Genomic DNA, 14,137 nt, shown 5'->3' on the forward strand with positions numbered 1-14,137 from the left:
GCCTTCCGCAGCCGGGAATCAGACCCGGCCTCGAGCAGCGTGAAGATCAGCGTCCGGATGCCCGGCCACGGACGAGCCCGGACAGCCGGGTCCCACAGGTCGATCCCGTGGTCGAGCAGATCGGCGACGACGAGCCGCCAATTCGTGAGGATGCCGAGCCACGACGTGTCGATCTCCGGCGGCGGCGTCGACTCGACGTCAGCGACCGGCGTCGGCGGCGCGAGCAGCTCCTGCGGGACCGGGCGGTAGTCGGCATAGATCGGGACCCCGTCCTCGTCGAACTCGACCGGCTCCCCGATGCCGTAGGGAGCCCAGTCCGCGAGGGTCTCTAGCCTTTTGGGCGCGTCTCACCACCGCCTGCGGGAGCGTCCGCGACCGGCTCGCGCTCTGCCCACAGCAGGGTCGCGAGGTTGTCGGCGTACTCCTTGCCGCGGGCCCAGTAGAAGATCGCGTAGTACGCGGCCCGGTCGATGGTCGCGGCCGAGATCCCGGCGTCGCGCATCTCGTAGAACGTCGCGCCGAGCGCCGGGTGCGCGTCGGGACCGATGGACTCGATGACCTCGAGCATCTCGGCCGGGAGCCGTGTCCCCTTCGGGACGACGCCGAGGTTCACCTCGCCGCGCGCCGCGAGAGCGAGCACCTTCGCCGAGTCCCCGACCGACGGGGGACGCACGCTGAACGTGCGCCCCCCGCGGCCCTCGGCGTCTGCCCCGAGGTTGCGGAACACGAGATCCGGCGCCGCCCACTCCGTGAAGTCGACAGCGCTCACGGTCAGGCCCCGCGCGTGTAGGTGAACGCCGGGGACGGACCGCCCGGCGTGGTGACGATGATCGCCACGTCGCCAGCGTCGCCGGTCGGCATCTGCGCGATGACCGTCGCACCGTTGACCGGCACGAACTCGACGGACGTCCCGCCGATGGTGACGCCGGTCGCGTCGAGCAGACCCTCGCCCACGATGGTGATCAGCTCGCCGTCCCCCGCCGCGACCTCAATCACGGCCGAGACCTTCGGAGCCGTCGCGGACCAGCCCGTGAACGGGTTCGCGATCTCCTCGTATGCACCCTTGCCCGAGAGCGAGAAGCCGAACATCTCGATCTCGCCACCGGGACCGATGTTCTGACGGGTCTTGGCGACGGTCGCAAGACCGCGGCCCGCGTCGTTCGGGTTCGGCGTGCCCTCCGCAGGCTTGTGATACCAGCGGACGTCCGCGACCGCGAGCTCGCCGACCGAGTGCGGGCGGGTGCGGTCGAGGAGGTACTCAACCTCCGGCAGGAACAGACCGGTGTTGAGGAACCGGTGCACCTGCACGTTGAACGCCAGACCCCAGCCCCATCCGGTGACGTCGTTGTTCGGTGCGCCCTGGTCGTCGTAGGTCTGCGCGTCCTGCGTGGTCGGCGTGTCGGTCGGCTGGTAGCCGAGCAGACGACGGATCGACTGCCACAGCGGGTCGGCGTACGTGCCGAGGTTGACGTCCACGCCGTACTCGAAGCTCTTTCCGAGCGTCGTGCCGGCGGGGAGGATGACCTTGTTCATTGGATTGCCTCCGGGTTGTCGAGGATTATCTGGTAGTTGTCGGACCGCTCCTCACGGCCCTTGCTGTCGGCCCCGAGAGGCCCACCTGAGATGCGACGGATGTCGCTGATCCCTCCCACCCGGGAGAGTTCGTGCAGCACCGTGAACGCGATCCCCGCCATCCGGTCGGCGTCGTCGATCAAGCGCTGTCGGCCGCGGCTTCGGAGCTGCACACGGCGTACGAGAAGGTCGGTGTCGGAGATCGGCCCGTAGACGCGGACGCCGATCGCGCGGTCGGGTCCGTCCTGGATCGGCCCGTACCAGATCGCGGTCGAGTCCTTCGGGTACGGCGGCGACTCGGGATCCGGCCACCACTCCCACCCCGGGATGCCGCCGAGGATCTCGCAGATCGTCCGCGTGAGCTGAGCGTCATCCACCGCCGAGCCTCGCCTTCACGTGATTGGCGACCGGCTCCGCGAGCGGGTACTCGATGGCGGCGTTCTCGAGGTAGTGAGCTTCGCCCCCGTTCGGGTGCTGGTACTCCTCTTTCTCGTGCTGTAGCCACGCGTGCGGTGCGGTGAAGCGCACGATCGCCTCAAGCTCGTTCTGCGAGTACCCGCCCGAGTTGCGGAGCTCGGCGTCGTCGACGGGGACCCGCCGCTTCGCGTCTCGCGTGACCTCGCGTGCGCCCTCGCGCAGACCAGCCGCCGCCGCCTCGGCGATGGGATCCCGGATCGGATAGAGCTTCATCTCGCCCTCCTCACTCGAGCGACAGCACGAGCTGAGACCCGAGCCCGTCGCCGTTGTCCTGATACGCCGTCGCGATGACGGCCGCCGTGCGCTCGACGCCGGCGCGACCCGGCCACAGCGTGACCTCGGATCCGAGCGGCGCGACCGTGTCGAGCGGGACGGTCACCCGCGCCGACGACATCACCTGCACCGAGTCGGCATCGCGGATCATCCGCTGCGAGTCGTCGACCTCCGCGTCGGCCTCGGTCGTCGACGTCGCGAGCCGCGGGCCCATCCCGCCGCCGGCGAGGAGCGGACGGATCAGCACCTTGTGCGGCCACCAGAACGGATCGCCCCAGCTCACGTCGGATACCTCTCCGGCCACACGCCCGACAGCGGACGCTCCTCCGGGAAGCTCCCGACCGGCGTCGGCGTCGCGGGCGCCGAGCCGCAGAGCGCACGGAGCGCGGCGCGGTCCTCGAGGGTGAACGCCGACTCGTACGCATCGAGCGACCGTGAGGTTCCGTTCCGCGACTGCGACCGCACACGCCGCGACCCAGGCTCGGGAAGCTCGAGCGCCGCCGCCTGCAGGATCGCGATCGCGTTCGCCTTCTCCTCCCCCGTGAGGGAGTCGAGGCATGGCACGAACGTGCGCGCGATCTGCAGGATCCGCCGCGCTTTGAACTCCGTGATCCCCGGGATCTGGTTCGGCCCGACGCCGACGATATCCGCGAACACAATCGCCATGAGCGACCCCCTGCTCTCTGAGCGTGCAAAATGTCATGCCCGTAGGACAGGCTGTACGCCCCGTAGAGCGACGACACCCCCGTTTGGTCATCGCCATATCGGGGAGGTCGAATTCGTCGATCCTGCGAGATCGGGTCTGCGCCGCGCCTCACGCCCCCTAGGAGCGACGCAGACCCCATCCAGCAGTCCGACAGCCACCCGCGCATTTCGACGCGCGAGCGAGGCGCACAGCGTTTGCGCGCCTGGATGGAGCGACCGGCCCCCGACGCTGCAAGAGCAGTCGGGAGCCGGTCGATCTATGTCCGATCCGAGCGGATCAGGACTGCTTGGCGTCGTCCGCGACGAGCGCGGCGACGATCTCGGCGCGGTTGCCGGGAGCGGCGGGGACGATCTTGTCGGCCTCCGCGCGGTCGGCGTTCCGCTTCTCGATCTCGGCGTTCAGCTCCGGGATCGTGACGCCCTTGTACGGCTCCTCGCCGGAGGCGGGCGCGCTGCCCGAGTCGGAGTCCTCGTCGGACTCGGACTCGCCGGTCTCGACCTCCTCGATGAAGCCGCGCTTCACGAGGTCGGCGAGCTGCTCCTCCGACACGCCCTCGGGGACGATGTCCCCACGGCGCAGGAGAGACGCGACCTTGTTCCCGGCGGCACCTCCGATGGACACCTTCGCGGCGTTCCGGATGACGACGTGAGTCATGATCACGCCGCCGTTCCGGTCAGACGCCACGCCGCCTGCGGGTTCACCACGAGCGGCACGTGCGGGTTGCGAGCCTGCAGGATCGTCGCGTCCTTCCGCTCACGGAACGAGGCGACCTCGACGCCCGTGTCGCCGCCGACGGGACGGTACTCCGGCGAGGGGATGTTCTCGCGAGCGATGCCGCCGAGGCGACGACGGTCGAGGAACAGCGGGTCGGTGAACTCGTCGTCGTCCGACGCAACCCACGTGATGCCCGAGATCGTCGGGAACGAGCCGGTCAGCGCGACGTCGCTGTCCTTCGGGAGGACGTCGAGCAGCTCGGGGAGAACCTCCGCGTACTGCTCGCCGTTCATGACGACGGTGTCGAGGTTGAACCCGAGCTTCAGCTTCCGCGCCGCCGCCTGCACACGCAGTGCGTCGCGGAAGATCTGCTTCCCGTTCGACCAGACACCGCCAGCCGCGAGCGACTGCGTCACGGCCGAGTCGATGACGCCGAGCGCGAGCTCGTTCGCCGAGAACACCAGCTCGGTCTGCAGGAACAGCATCGCGTCGTCGAGCGGCGCACGCAGACGACGACCGACCGACTCGTCGGTGACCTCCGTCGCGATGCCGTCCTTCGCGGCCGTGTACACCTCGTACACGCCCTCGTCGATCGCCGTCAGCTTGTACTCGGCGCCGGGCGCGACCGTCTCCGACCGGCGGTCGGTGCGGATGATCTCGGACGCGGGGACCGCGATCGAGCCGCCCTGGATGTCGTACCGCCCCGAGAGGAGGAAGTACCCGAGGAACTGCTGCGCGTTGAGGATCTCGCCGAGACGACGCGCGATCAGCGTCGGCGACTTGAGGAACGCGATGATCTCCGTCGCGCTCGCGGCCGAGATCTGGCTCGGCGTCAGGGGATAGGTGAGCATCTGTCGGATCTCCTTGTCAGATCTGCAGAGCCTCGACGGAGGCACCGTCGGCGGCGGACGTGAGAGCGATGTACACGGCGGTACCCGCCGCGAGGGTGCGGACCGCGCCGGCCGCAGCCGTCTCGAGCCGCTGACCGCGGGTGATGGCACCCGACGCCTTGAGGAGGTGCACCGGCTTGCCGACCTCGACGGTCGCCTTGTCGCCGATACCGGCGTCGTGACCGACGACGCCGACCACCTTCGCCGAGGCGGCGGCGGCGGGCGCGATCGAGCGGTCGGCCGTGCCGACCTCGACGACCTGGCCTGCGGTGACGGCGGTCGTCACGTTGAACGTGACCTTGTCGCCGGGACGGAAGAGGGGAAGGTACGACTTGGCCATGATCAGGCTCCTGCCTTCTCAGCCGTCGGGTAGACCGACGAGTACGTGGACGCCTCGGCCGTGTCGACCGGGTCGCCCGCGTTGCCGATCTCCTCGACGGGGATCTTGTTCTTCGGCATCCCCTCGAGGATCGCGGTCGCCCGCTGCTCGCTCTCGGAGAGGTTCTCGATCCACAGATCGCGCGACGCAGCGGTGATCCGCCCGTCGGCGACTGCGGCGTCGACGATGCGCTCGCGGCGCGTCTGGTCCTGCTCTGCGCGCGCCTGAGCGCCGAGAGCAGCGTCGCGACGCAGATCCGCGAGGGTCGCCTCGTCGACGACGACGGCGCCCTTCGGGAGAGCGTCGGTCGGTGCGCCGGCGGGTGCCGTCGCGGTTGTGTCGGCCTGCTCCTCGAGCGTCTCGTCGAGAGCGCTCAGCAGCGTCTCGTCCGAGGCGTCGGCATCGGTCACACCGAGCCGCTTCGCGAGTCCAGCCTTGAGGTCGCTGTAAGCCACAGCTTCGTCCTTTCGGTGGGGTTCACCCGGCCCGGTCGAGCTCGGGAGCTTGGAGACCGCGCGCGCAGTGGGTGCTGCGGACGCGATGATGACGAGGCGCGCGGCCGAGTTGGTCGGCTCGTCCTCGTCGGGGATCAGGAGCGTCTCGTCGTCGGCGCCGACCGTCGACGGCTCGCCCGCGTCGGGGATGACGGCCTCGCGGTCGACGAGGCCGATGTCGACCGCTTCCTTCGCGGTGAGCCAGGTCTCGTCGGCGAGGAGCTGCGCCCAGTCCTTCTCCCCCGCCTTCGCTGTGTAGATGTCGATCAGCGACCGCTCGATCGTGTCGAGCACCTCGGCCTGCTTCCGGAGGTACGTCGCATTCCCCCAGGCGATGACAGACGGTGAGTGAATCATCATCTGCGTGCCGGGAGACATCACGGTCTCGTCGGCGCCCGACGCGATGACGGATGCCGCCGACGCGGCGAGCCCGTCGACGACGGCCGTCACCGTCGCCTTGTGCGCCCGGAGCATGTTCAGGATCGACACGCCCTCGAACACCTCGCCGCCCGGCGAATTGATCCGGAGGATGATCTGGTCGACCGAGTCCGGGAGTGCGTCGAGAACGGTCCCCATGTCCTTAGCCGATACGCCCCAGAACCCACCCCACGAGTCGATCGGCCCGTACAGGCGAATCGTCGCGATCGAGCCGTCGCCGGTCGGCGCCGGGGTCGTTACGGCGTTGAAGAACTCGGCCTTCGACTCGGGGACGGGGAGCTTCCCCCAGTACCGACTGTCGCGCTTCGTCATGCTGCTGCCTCCTCGGCCGGGTTGTCGGATGCGGGGTCGAGCGTCATCCCCGCGTCGCGGAGGAGATCGCGCGCCTCGCGGCGGGTGAGCGGCGGCGCGTCTGCCGCGAGATAGACCTTCTGTGCGGTCTCGGCCGCGAACCTTGCCGCCTCGCGCGCGGCCTCGACCGGGACGCCCTTCGCGGCCAGCTCTGCCGCGAGCGAGGGGAGTCCCCACAGCTCGCGCAGGTGCGCCTCGAGCCCGGGGTCCTTCGACAGCGCGCCGCAGTCGATCAGCGCCTTGATCGCCTCGGCCGTGACCGGGTGCTCGGCGCCGATGGGAGCGGGGACGAGACGCGGCGCGCGCTCATTCGGCCCGTAGTTCAGATCGACGAGATCCTCGATCACGTGCTGCTGAGTGACGTCGGCGATGTGCTGCGCGACGGCGTTCAGCGACTCGGTGAAGAAATTCGCGAACGTCGAGCCGAGCGCCCACGAGCCCGTCTCGGTGCCGAGGTTCAGGAAGTGCGCCAGGACCGCGCGCGCGATCTGCTCGTCGTAGTACCTGATTGGAGCGTCCGTGTCGGGGAGCTTCCCGGACACGCCGAGGAGCTGCAGGGTCGCGCCGTGCGGGAGCGATGCGCCCGCCGCCTCGCCGGCCTTGAAGTCCTTCGCGAGCTTGAGTCCGGCCTCCTGCTCCGACTTCTCCCACGCCTCGCGGTCCGTGCCGGTCACGCCCTCGGGGACCTCGGCACCGGTGTACACCGGGACGCCGAGACCGTTCCGCTCGATGGTCAGCGCCTGCGCGCGCAGCACCCGATCCTTGAGGAGCCACATCTTGTACGCCTGCCGCAGGAGCGAGCGCCCGGTCCAGTTGGCACCCTCGCGCTCGTTGACGTACATCACGAGCCTGTCGACCGGGATCCGGACTGTCGTCTGCCCGCCGATGCCGTACTGCTTGAGCGCGACGAGCCCGCCGTCGCGGGCGACCTCGATGTCGGAGATCGAGCGGGGCGGACGCCACGCGAGCTTGTGCAGTCGGTTGAGGTTCCCCTCGACGCGGTACACCTGCTCGAACGGCGAGTGACCGTAGCGCAGCTCGAGGAGCGCGAGACGCAGGTGATCAGTCCACGAGAACCGGCCCTTCATCCGCAGCGGCGCGACCGGGTCCTTCCCCTTCTCGGGGAGACCGAGGTCCGCCGCGACGTGCTCGACGACGTTCGGCCGGCATCCGGTCCCGTCGATCATCCACGTGGTCCGGAGGATCGGGAGCGTCACCGCACGGAGCACCGAGCCCACCTGCGGATCCTCGTTCGCCATCCGGTCGTAGACCTCGAGCGACTTCGGCCACAGAAGGTCCGGGTTCGTCTCGTTCGCCTCGGCGGCGATGGTCCCCCACGAGGAGAGTCCCCCGGACTGGTAGCCGATCTCGGACATCTGTCCTCCGTTCAGAATGCAGCGGTCGCGAGGTTCACGTCCTCGGCGACGGAGTAGTCGGTGCGCGCGACCGACGCGGCCTGCGGCGGCGGCGCGGGAGGCGGCGGCTTCTCTGCGGGGACGAACGCCTCGAGCGCGACGAGCGCGTTCGTGACAGCGACGGCCGGCGAGATGTCGACAGGTGCGCCGAACCGATCCCAGACCGGCATCCCGGCGAGATCCTTCGCCGTGCCGTTCGCGATGGCGAGGTTCAGCGGACCCTGCGACCGGTGCCGGATCTGGTCGGCCGCGATCCGCTTCCGCAGCCGGTCGGCCGAGGTGAGCAAGATCGACCCGGAGATCGACACGATGTCGAACCCGGCCTCCTTGAGCGGCTCGACGAGATCCGCCGCGGCGCATCCCTTCGTCTGCAGAGCCACCTGATTGATGCCCGTCTTCTCCCGGACAGCGATCGCGTACTTCACGACCCAGGACATGCCCGTGCGCTGCGCGATCAGCTCGAGGTGTCGACGGCCGTCGGCGCGGTAGCCAGCGACGCCGATCACGCTCGACGTCGTGCGCGCCGACGAGTACACGTCGATGCCCATCGTCATCCGAGACGAGTCGGCGATGGTCGAGCCGAACTCGATCACGTTGTCGTCGTCGTCGAGCACGGGACCGTCTGCGGAGTCCGCCCAGCCCTCGCCCTGCAGGAACGGCTCCGCGCGGGAGACGACCCAGTCGCAGAGGATCTCGGTCCGCTTCGTCGCCTCCGGCTCGTCGCCGAGAAGGTCCGACCAGATCGAGTCGAAGAACATCGGCTTGTAGCCGACCGACGGGTTTGCCTGCAGGATCCCCTCGATGTCCATCAGGGGGCGCCCCGGCGTTGCCGACCACTCGAACAGAGCGGTCGCGACGTCGTGCGTGTTCGCGAACTCCTCGAGGGTCTGCAGGCCCGTCTCGACGTACTGCTCGTACTCGCGGATCGTCTTGATCGCGCCATCGCGCAGCGTCGCCAGGACGACCGACTTCGCGTCGCCCGCCGACGAGATCCCCCAGAGCTGGGAGTTGAAGATCGCGTTCTTCGTCTTCGACACCGAGCCCCAGATGTCCCACGTCTGCTGCTCGCGCATCTCGTCCATCACGACGCGCGCGGCCGACTTGCCTCGACCGCCCATGCGCGACGCGGCGCGCGGCTCGTACTTCGCGTTGTTGCGGAGCCGCAGCGACTTCTTGCCGTTCGTCTTGACCGGCTTCCGCGTCTCGGCCGCCAGATCCGCGACGACGTACTCCTCGTCGTCCTCGTCCGGGTTCGGGTCGCACCGCTTGAGCGCACCGTTCCATGCATCCTCGGCGATGTCGAGGTTCTGCGCCGTGCCGAGGATCAGGAAGTCCTTCGCCGGCAGATGCTCCGGGAACGAGTCAGCGTCGACGAACAGCCACCACAGCGCCAGCACCGTGAGGAGCGTCGTCTTCCCGTTCTGCCGACCGACGAGGACGAACACCTTCCGGAACCGGTAGGTCCCGTCCTCGTTCAGCTCGAGCGCCCGGATCAGCAGCGCCTTCTGCCACGGGTACAGCCGCACCCCGAGCACCTCGAGCGCGAACTCGATCACCGAGTACCCGTGTGACGTCTCCGGCGTCAGCGGCCGGAGAGGCTGAGTGCGGAGACGCGGCTCCGTGATCCCGACGTGCTTCCCGTACCGCTTCGCGTCGGCGTACACCGTCTCGGTGTAGATCTCCGGCTCATCCAGTCGCGCGAGCTGCGGCCTCGGCCTTTCGTCGACGGATACGGTCAAGAGGCTTCTCCTCCACGATCGCGAGCGACGGCGGCGACGTCGGCTCGACCGACTCGCTCGCCTCGCTCTCGCCCCCACCTCGACCCGATCTCGGAACCGGCTTCGGAGCCGCCGCACGCTCGAGCTTCGTCAACGCCGAGTCGTACAGCCGGAGGAGGTTCAGCGGCGCATCCTCAGCGCCGACCTTGTCCACCCGACGCGCGAGATTCCGCGCCATGTCGATGAGCGCAGCGTGAACACCGTCCTCCTCAAGCCCCGCGGCCCGGATCGTGCGATTCACCGCCACCAGGCACTGTCGAGACGCCATCGCACCTCCTCGGAGTGACGGGAACCGCGCGACATGCCCGGGGGGAGAGGACTCGTCCCCCGGTGGTGGTCCGCCCCCGTGGCCGGGTGGCTGGATTTTTCAGCGGATCGCGTCGGGGCGGATCATGCTCTGCGGCTGGATCTGCGGCGCGAGCTCGAGCGGCATGTCTTCGCAGGCGATGGTCGTCCCGGTCTCCGGGTGCACCCATGCGTGCCGGAGTCCGTCGTGCTGGTAGTCAGGCGACATCGGCGGTCTCCTCCCCGACTGGCTCCGCGTCGGGGACGCTCGGCTCCTCTGTCTCCGTCCCCCCGCGTTCGACGGCGCGGAGTGCGTTGATCCCCTCGGTGAGCTGGTCGACCTTCCCCTGCAGGAAGTCCCGGCGGGACTGCAGCATGCTGCGCCGCTCATCGAGTGAGGCGATCTCGGCATCCGTCGCGGCGAGGTCGTTCGTCGCCTTCGTGCGTTCCCCCTGCAGTGAGAGGCGGGATGCGCTCAGACCCTCGCTCATGCGTGCACTACCTCCGTGCCTTCGACCGTCAGGCGGGTGAGCGCGTCCGGGTGGACGTGCGCGTATCGCTGCAGGTACACGGCGTCGAGCCGGATCCGCGACAGCCGGAGGCGGGTCTCCCCCGCCGACAGGAAGAGGATCGTCCCGCCGTTCTGCGTGCGGATCGCCTCGAGCCCGTTACGCCGGACGACGCGGAGGTCGAGTGCGTCGACCCCCTCGTCCTCTCCGACGAACGTCGCGGCCGACTGCAGGACGCCGTCGAGCGTCGGCACGACCTCGGCGCGCTCCTGCGTCACCACGGCGATGAGCTTCCCGTCGAGCGCCTCGGCGAGGAGGCCGAGCGCTGCGAACCGGTTCACGGTCACGCGCCCGCACCGTACGTCGAGGACCACACGTGCGCCCCGCCGTCGGCGTGCTCGATGGTCTCCCCCGGCCAGCCGGCCATCGTCGCGCCGCATCCCGGCTCCGCACAGCGCAGCAGGACCGCGCCGGGCGCGAGATCCCCCGCGAGGTCGACCGGCTCAGGGTCGGGCATCGCGGGATCGAAGCGGTCAGCGATGCCGCGCAGCGCCCCCGCGATGGCGGCACCGAACGCGTCCGGAGCGACCTCGAGCACGGCGCGCAGCTCTCCCGGTGCTGAGCCCTCGACGCGCGCGGCGACGGGGACCTCGACGGAGCCGACCTCCTGCGCCGGAGCCGCGCCCACGGCGAGCGAGAGCGTGACCGTGACGGCACCCACCGAGGCGGTCATGCGCGCGCCGGCCACTGGAAGCGGCGCTCACCGTCGCCGACCGAGACCGACGTCACCCAGAGCGTGTCGTTCCCGTCGAGCAGCACCTGCCCGTTGACCGACGACGTCGGGGTCGTGCCCCACACGCGGACGATGACCATCGGGTACACCTCGCCCGCGTTGACGCGGTTCCCGATGTGCACCTGCTTGCCGGTCGCCTCGGGGTTGAGCTTGTTCCGGTGCGCGGTCTCGACCGCGTCGTCGCGGCGCTTGTTGATGCGCGCGGCGTCGTCCTCGGAGAGCGTGTAGTGAACGATGCGGCCCAGCGTGGGGACCGGTGCGGTCGCGTTGATGTCGGACATGACGCCTCCTCGGCGGTTGATGCGGTGTTACCCAACCCGTGCGATGGCGCCGGGAAGCTCTGTGTCGGTCACGCCCACTGGCGCGACGGGATGCCGAGGTCGACGACCGGTGCGCCGTTCCCTCGCTCCCGGTTACAGCCGGCGTGTGACGGCCGCTTGTTCTCCGGGTCCTCCTGCAGGTGCGGATGCGTCGAGACCGGCCAGAAGTGGTCCTCCTGAAACCGGTCGTCGTTCCCGTAGTCGTCGTACGCCGCCGCGTAGTCGATGGGGAGGTCGCAGATCCAGCACGGGCGCCCGACCGAGCCGTCCGGCTGGATCTCGCTCTCGCACTCGGCGCGGAAGTCTTTCCGCTGCGTGTGCTGACGGCGCGTGTTCGTTCTGACGCCCATCGGCACCCCCTCGGGAAGTGTGCGGCCGGTCGGCACGACGGCGTCCTGAAGGGAAGGGAGGACGCGGCATCAGCCGACCGGCCGGGAGTGCGATTCTGTGGACTCCCCCGAGACACTGATCGCAATGATCAACCTAGGGAGTGACAGCACTCGCTCGTCAAAGAGCCCGAGGTGATATCACCTGCGCGGCGGGTTCGATCCGGCGAGCCCGTAGTCCTCCGGGCCGAGCTCCCACGCCTCCCCGGTGCGGCGGTCGAGGACGGAGTCGTGCCCGCACCCCGTGCAGCGGAACGCGACGAGATCCCGGATGCCGCGGCGCTTCCCCCAGCACATCGGAGCCGCGATCGACGACCGGCCGCAGCCGGCGCAGATCGACTCCCACACCCGGCGACGCGGGGAGCGGTCGCAGATGATCAGCGGGATCGACGGCTCCCACAGCCCCCAGTCGACCGGCTCGCCATCCCACGAGACCGGGAGCGGTCCGAACACCTCGCCGACGTTCACGAGCGCGCCGCCGCGTCTGCTCGTGCCGCCGCGATGCAGTCGGAGCACGTCACGGCTTGCGGCTCCTTCCGCGGGTCGACGCGCTTCGCCTTGCTCCGGCCGCAGTATGAGCGCCCCTCGCCGGCCGGACCGCCCGACGCGCAGACCCGAGCCGCGTCCGTCGTCGACACCCGCACCGGAGCGTGCGACTTCCACCACTGCGAGATCGGTCCGTTGCTCATCGGCGGTACCACCGGATCCGCTGCGTGCGCTCGCGCGGCGGCTCGTCAGGAGCCATTACGCGCGCCGAGAAGTGCTGACGGCCGCGATGCTTGCCGCGCTCTTGCACTCGCACCGTGAGCACGTCGTACCGGCGCCCCGCCTCGGTTTCGACGACGTCGCCGACCTCGAGCTGCTGGCGCGAGTCGATGTACAGCTTCACGACAGCCCCGATCGGCGCGCTCACGGCTTGCATCCCTCGTGCACCACGAACCCGTCGACGGTCTCGACGAAATCGGCCTCGCCGATCGGCTGACCGCAGCCGGCGCAGTGCCGCGGGCTCACCACTCCCCCTCGTCGGCCAGCTTCGTCCCCGGGCGTGCCCACCGCCGCCCGCGGTGTAGCCCCCGCTTGTAGCAGATCCCCGCCGTGAACCCCGGGTAGTCCGGATCGGTCGGGTCGTCATAGACGCAGTCGTGCCCGAACCCGAGGCGGCACCGGATGTCGTGCCAGCCGTTCGCGACCTCGAGACGACGGAAGTAGAGCCAGCGCCCCGCGTCCCACCGCAAGAGGCGACGGAACGGCCGCTCGAGGTGCACGCGGAGTCGGAGCCACGCGACCGCGAACTCGTCGCACGTCCAGTCCGGCGCCGTGACGACCGGGATCCCGGTCACGGTCTGGATGTCGACCCCCGTCGGTCGTGTGAGCTGCGCTCTCGCGTAGTCGCGCATCACGGCGTAGTCGGACTCCGACACGACGATGCACCGTGCCGAGGTGCTTCTCGATCTGATCCCAGTCACGCATCGCGCGTCTCCTCTCGCGGCGGGATCAGCGCGTCGAGCGGCGACGGCTTCCCCCTCTGCGCCTCGAGCTGCTCGATGTGAGCCCGGATGATCGCGCCGAGGTCGACGATGCGCCCCGGCTTCCCCTCGGCGTCCGCGCGTCTCTGACGCTCTGCTCGTTCACTGCTCGACATCGGTCGACTCCTCTTCGGTCTCGGTCTCGCAGGACGGGCACCCGCGCATCACGCGGCCGTCCGGGTGGATGTGCAGCACCGTCTCGGCCCAGCCGCACGAGCACGGGTCGTCCGTGATCGCGGCGACGATGCCGGTCTCCTCGTCGCGATGCGTGACGTACAGAACGGTCATGATGCGTCCCTTGCGGCTTCGAGAGCGGCGCGCATGTCCGCCTGGTGTTCCTCGGCATAGTCGTCAAGGTTGTCGGTCGCGAATCGTGGGTCGTATGCGTTCAGCGCAGCGAGCAACTGTGCGTCGGTGATCGGTCCCTGTCGGCGGAGCATGGCAACCACCACACGGCAGTCCTCGTGGTGATCGCGCAGTCCCGGGAGAGGGTTGGTCACCATCGCAACCCACTGAGACAGCCGATCCAGCGCCTCGCGCTCGTCGTCGGTGGGAGGGGCGGCGTTGCGGATTCGGTGCAGTTCCGCCTCGTCCGCGCGGAGCAAGCGCACCTGGTCTGCCCAAGTCTCGTGCTCAGCGATCAGGGCGTCGAACGCGGCCCGAGCCTCCTGCAGCGCCAGGACGTCGCGATCCATCTCCCGGTGCATCGACACGCCGAGGCGAGGCAGGGCGCACCGTGCGTCCACCTTCGCCCGAGCCGCGCGGGCGACCTCTACCACCGTCTTGCCTTCGTTCTCGCTCATCCCTGAATCCCTTCTCGTTGCTTCCTCA

26 protein-coding genes are annotated in these 14,137 nt (G+C 69.6%); 1 reads left to right on the forward strand and 25 read right to left on the reverse strand.

Going from position 1 to position 14,137, the window contains the following annotated elements; all coding sequences use genetic code 11:
• Positions 1 to 107 precede the first annotated feature (107 nt).
• Positions 108 to 332 carry a hypothetical protein gene (locus ACEYYH_RS10460; protein ID WP_374978094.1) on the forward strand — a complete coding sequence of 75 codons (225 nt, stop codon included), beginning with the start codon at positions 108 to 110 and terminating at the stop codon, positions 330 to 332.
• On the opposite strand, the gene ACEYYH_RS10465 is transcribed toward ACEYYH_RS10460, so the two are convergent.
• From ACEYYH_RS10465 to ACEYYH_RS10585, 25 genes are all read right to left on the reverse strand, one after another.
• On the reverse strand, positions 329 to 769 hold the full coding sequence (locus ACEYYH_RS10465) for a hypothetical protein (RefSeq protein WP_374978095.1): 441 nt from the start codon (positions 767 to 769) through the stop codon (positions 329 to 331). The two genes, ACEYYH_RS10460 and ACEYYH_RS10465, sit on opposite strands and share 4 nt — an antisense overlap.
• A gap of 2 nt (positions 770 to 771) precedes the next feature.
• On the reverse strand, positions 772 to 1,533 hold the full coding sequence (locus ACEYYH_RS10470) for a phage tail tube protein (RefSeq protein WP_374978096.1): 762 nt from the start codon (positions 1,531 to 1,533) through the stop codon (positions 772 to 774).
• The gene (locus ACEYYH_RS10475) at positions 1,530 to 1,949 is read right to left on the reverse strand and encodes a minor capsid protein (RefSeq protein WP_374978097.1); all 420 of its coding nucleotides are present in this window, start codon (positions 1,947 to 1,949) and stop codon (positions 1,530 to 1,532) included. The genes ACEYYH_RS10470 and ACEYYH_RS10475 overlap by 4 nt, the downstream gene beginning before the upstream one ends.
• Positions 1,942 to 2,262: an HK97 gp10 family phage protein gene (locus tag ACEYYH_RS10480; RefSeq protein ID WP_374978098.1), complete on the reverse strand. Its 321-nt coding sequence runs from the start codon at positions 2,260 to 2,262 to the stop codon at positions 1,942 to 1,944. The genes ACEYYH_RS10475 and ACEYYH_RS10480 overlap by 8 nt, the downstream gene beginning before the upstream one ends.
• Positions 2,263 to 2,272: 10 nt before the next feature.
• Positions 2,273 to 2,605, reverse strand: a complete 333-nt coding sequence (locus ACEYYH_RS10485) for a hypothetical protein (RefSeq protein ID WP_374978099.1) — start codon at positions 2,603 to 2,605, stop codon at positions 2,273 to 2,275.
• Entirely contained in the window at positions 2,602 to 2,988 is a 387-nt protein-coding gene (locus ACEYYH_RS10490; protein ID WP_374978100.1) for a hypothetical protein, read from the reverse strand. Before ACEYYH_RS10490 ends, ACEYYH_RS10485 begins: the two co-directional genes overlap by 4 nt.
• 316 nt (positions 2,989 to 3,304) lie before the next feature.
• The gene (locus ACEYYH_RS10495) at positions 3,305 to 3,682 is read right to left on the reverse strand and encodes a hypothetical protein (protein ID WP_374978101.1); all 378 of its coding nucleotides are present in this window, start codon (positions 3,680 to 3,682) and stop codon (positions 3,305 to 3,307) included.
• Positions 3,683 to 3,684: 2 nt separating this feature from the next.
• Positions 3,685 to 4,593, reverse strand: a complete 909-nt coding sequence (locus tag ACEYYH_RS10500) for a hypothetical protein (protein WP_374978102.1) — start codon at positions 4,591 to 4,593, stop codon at positions 3,685 to 3,687.
• Between the two features lie 16 nt (positions 4,594 to 4,609).
• Positions 4,610 to 4,972, reverse strand: coding sequence for a capsid cement protein (locus ACEYYH_RS10505; RefSeq protein ID WP_374978103.1), 363 nt, complete (start codon positions 4,970 to 4,972; stop codon positions 4,610 to 4,612).
• A gap of 2 nt (positions 4,973 to 4,974) precedes the next feature.
• Positions 4,975 to 6,255: a head maturation protease, ClpP-related gene (locus ACEYYH_RS10510; protein ID WP_374978104.1), complete on the reverse strand. Its 1,281-nt coding sequence runs from the start codon at positions 6,253 to 6,255 to the stop codon at positions 4,975 to 4,977.
• The gene (locus ACEYYH_RS10515; protein ID WP_374978105.1) at positions 6,252 to 7,670 is read right to left on the reverse strand and encodes a hypothetical protein; all 1,419 of its coding nucleotides are present in this window, start codon (positions 7,668 to 7,670) and stop codon (positions 6,252 to 6,254) included. The genes ACEYYH_RS10510 and ACEYYH_RS10515 overlap by 4 nt, the downstream gene beginning before the upstream one ends.
• Before the next feature lie 11 nt (positions 7,671 to 7,681).
• Complete coding sequence (locus tag ACEYYH_RS10520) at positions 7,682 to 9,448, reverse strand: hypothetical protein (RefSeq protein WP_374978106.1); 1,767 nt, start codon at positions 9,446 to 9,448, stop codon at positions 7,682 to 7,684.
• Positions 9,396 to 9,755 (reverse strand): hypothetical protein, encoded by a 360-nt coding sequence (locus tag ACEYYH_RS10525; RefSeq protein WP_374978107.1) that lies wholly within the window; start codon positions 9,753 to 9,755, stop codon positions 9,396 to 9,398. The genes ACEYYH_RS10520 and ACEYYH_RS10525 overlap by 53 nt, the downstream gene beginning before the upstream one ends.
• A gap of 99 nt (positions 9,756 to 9,854) precedes the next feature.
• Positions 9,855 to 10,001, reverse strand: coding sequence for a hypothetical protein (locus tag ACEYYH_RS10530; RefSeq protein ID WP_374978108.1), 147 nt, complete (start codon positions 9,999 to 10,001; stop codon positions 9,855 to 9,857).
• The gene (locus ACEYYH_RS10535) at positions 9,991 to 10,263 is read right to left on the reverse strand and encodes a hypothetical protein (protein ID WP_374978109.1); all 273 of its coding nucleotides are present in this window, start codon (positions 10,261 to 10,263) and stop codon (positions 9,991 to 9,993) included. Before ACEYYH_RS10535 ends, ACEYYH_RS10530 begins: the two co-directional genes overlap by 11 nt.
• Positions 10,260 to 10,628: a hypothetical protein gene (locus tag ACEYYH_RS10540; RefSeq protein ID WP_374978110.1), complete on the reverse strand. Its 369-nt coding sequence runs from the start codon at positions 10,626 to 10,628 to the stop codon at positions 10,260 to 10,262. The genes ACEYYH_RS10535 and ACEYYH_RS10540 overlap by 4 nt, the downstream gene beginning before the upstream one ends.
• The gene (locus ACEYYH_RS10545) at positions 10,625 to 11,014 is read right to left on the reverse strand and encodes a hypothetical protein (protein WP_374978111.1); all 390 of its coding nucleotides are present in this window, start codon (positions 11,012 to 11,014) and stop codon (positions 10,625 to 10,627) included. The genes ACEYYH_RS10540 and ACEYYH_RS10545 overlap by 4 nt, the downstream gene beginning before the upstream one ends.
• On the reverse strand, positions 11,011 to 11,355 hold the full coding sequence (locus tag ACEYYH_RS10550; RefSeq protein ID WP_374978112.1) for a hypothetical protein: 345 nt from the start codon (positions 11,353 to 11,355) through the stop codon (positions 11,011 to 11,013). Before ACEYYH_RS10550 ends, ACEYYH_RS10545 begins: the two co-directional genes overlap by 4 nt.
• A 68-nt stretch (positions 11,356 to 11,423) precedes the next feature.
• On the reverse strand, positions 11,424 to 11,744 hold the full coding sequence (locus ACEYYH_RS10555) for a hypothetical protein (RefSeq protein ID WP_374978113.1): 321 nt from the start codon (positions 11,742 to 11,744) through the stop codon (positions 11,424 to 11,426).
• Positions 11,745 to 11,921: 177 nt separating this feature from the next.
• Positions 11,922 to 12,296, reverse strand: a complete 375-nt coding sequence (locus tag ACEYYH_RS10560) for a hypothetical protein (RefSeq protein WP_374978114.1) — start codon at positions 12,294 to 12,296, stop codon at positions 11,922 to 11,924.
• A 169-nt stretch (positions 12,297 to 12,465) separates the two neighbouring features.
• Positions 12,466 to 12,693, reverse strand: a complete 228-nt coding sequence (locus ACEYYH_RS10565; protein ID WP_374978115.1) for a hypothetical protein — start codon at positions 12,691 to 12,693, stop codon at positions 12,466 to 12,468.
• A gap of 94 nt (positions 12,694 to 12,787) precedes the next feature.
• Positions 12,788 to 13,201, reverse strand: a complete 414-nt coding sequence (locus ACEYYH_RS10570; protein ID WP_374978116.1) for a hypothetical protein — start codon at positions 13,199 to 13,201, stop codon at positions 12,788 to 12,790.
• Positions 13,202 to 13,242: 41 nt separating this feature from the next.
• Positions 13,243 to 13,422: a hypothetical protein gene (locus ACEYYH_RS10575; RefSeq protein WP_374978117.1), complete on the reverse strand. Its 180-nt coding sequence runs from the start codon at positions 13,420 to 13,422 to the stop codon at positions 13,243 to 13,245.
• Positions 13,409 to 13,594 carry a hypothetical protein gene (locus ACEYYH_RS10580; protein WP_374978118.1) on the reverse strand — a complete coding sequence of 62 codons (186 nt, stop codon included), beginning with the start codon at positions 13,592 to 13,594 and terminating at the stop codon, positions 13,409 to 13,411. Before ACEYYH_RS10580 ends, ACEYYH_RS10575 begins: the two co-directional genes overlap by 14 nt.
• The gene (locus ACEYYH_RS10585; RefSeq protein WP_374978119.1) at positions 13,591 to 14,109 is read right to left on the reverse strand and encodes a hypothetical protein; all 519 of its coding nucleotides are present in this window, start codon (positions 14,107 to 14,109) and stop codon (positions 13,591 to 13,593) included. The genes ACEYYH_RS10580 and ACEYYH_RS10585 overlap by 4 nt, the downstream gene beginning before the upstream one ends.
• Positions 14,110 to 14,137 lie beyond the last annotated feature (28 nt).

Origin of the sequence: Microbacterium trichothecenolyticum, from assembly GCF_041938625.1 — a bacterium.
Taxonomy (GTDB): domain Bacteria; phylum Actinomycetota; class Actinomycetes; order Actinomycetales; family Microbacteriaceae; genus Microbacterium; species Microbacterium trichothecenolyticum_D.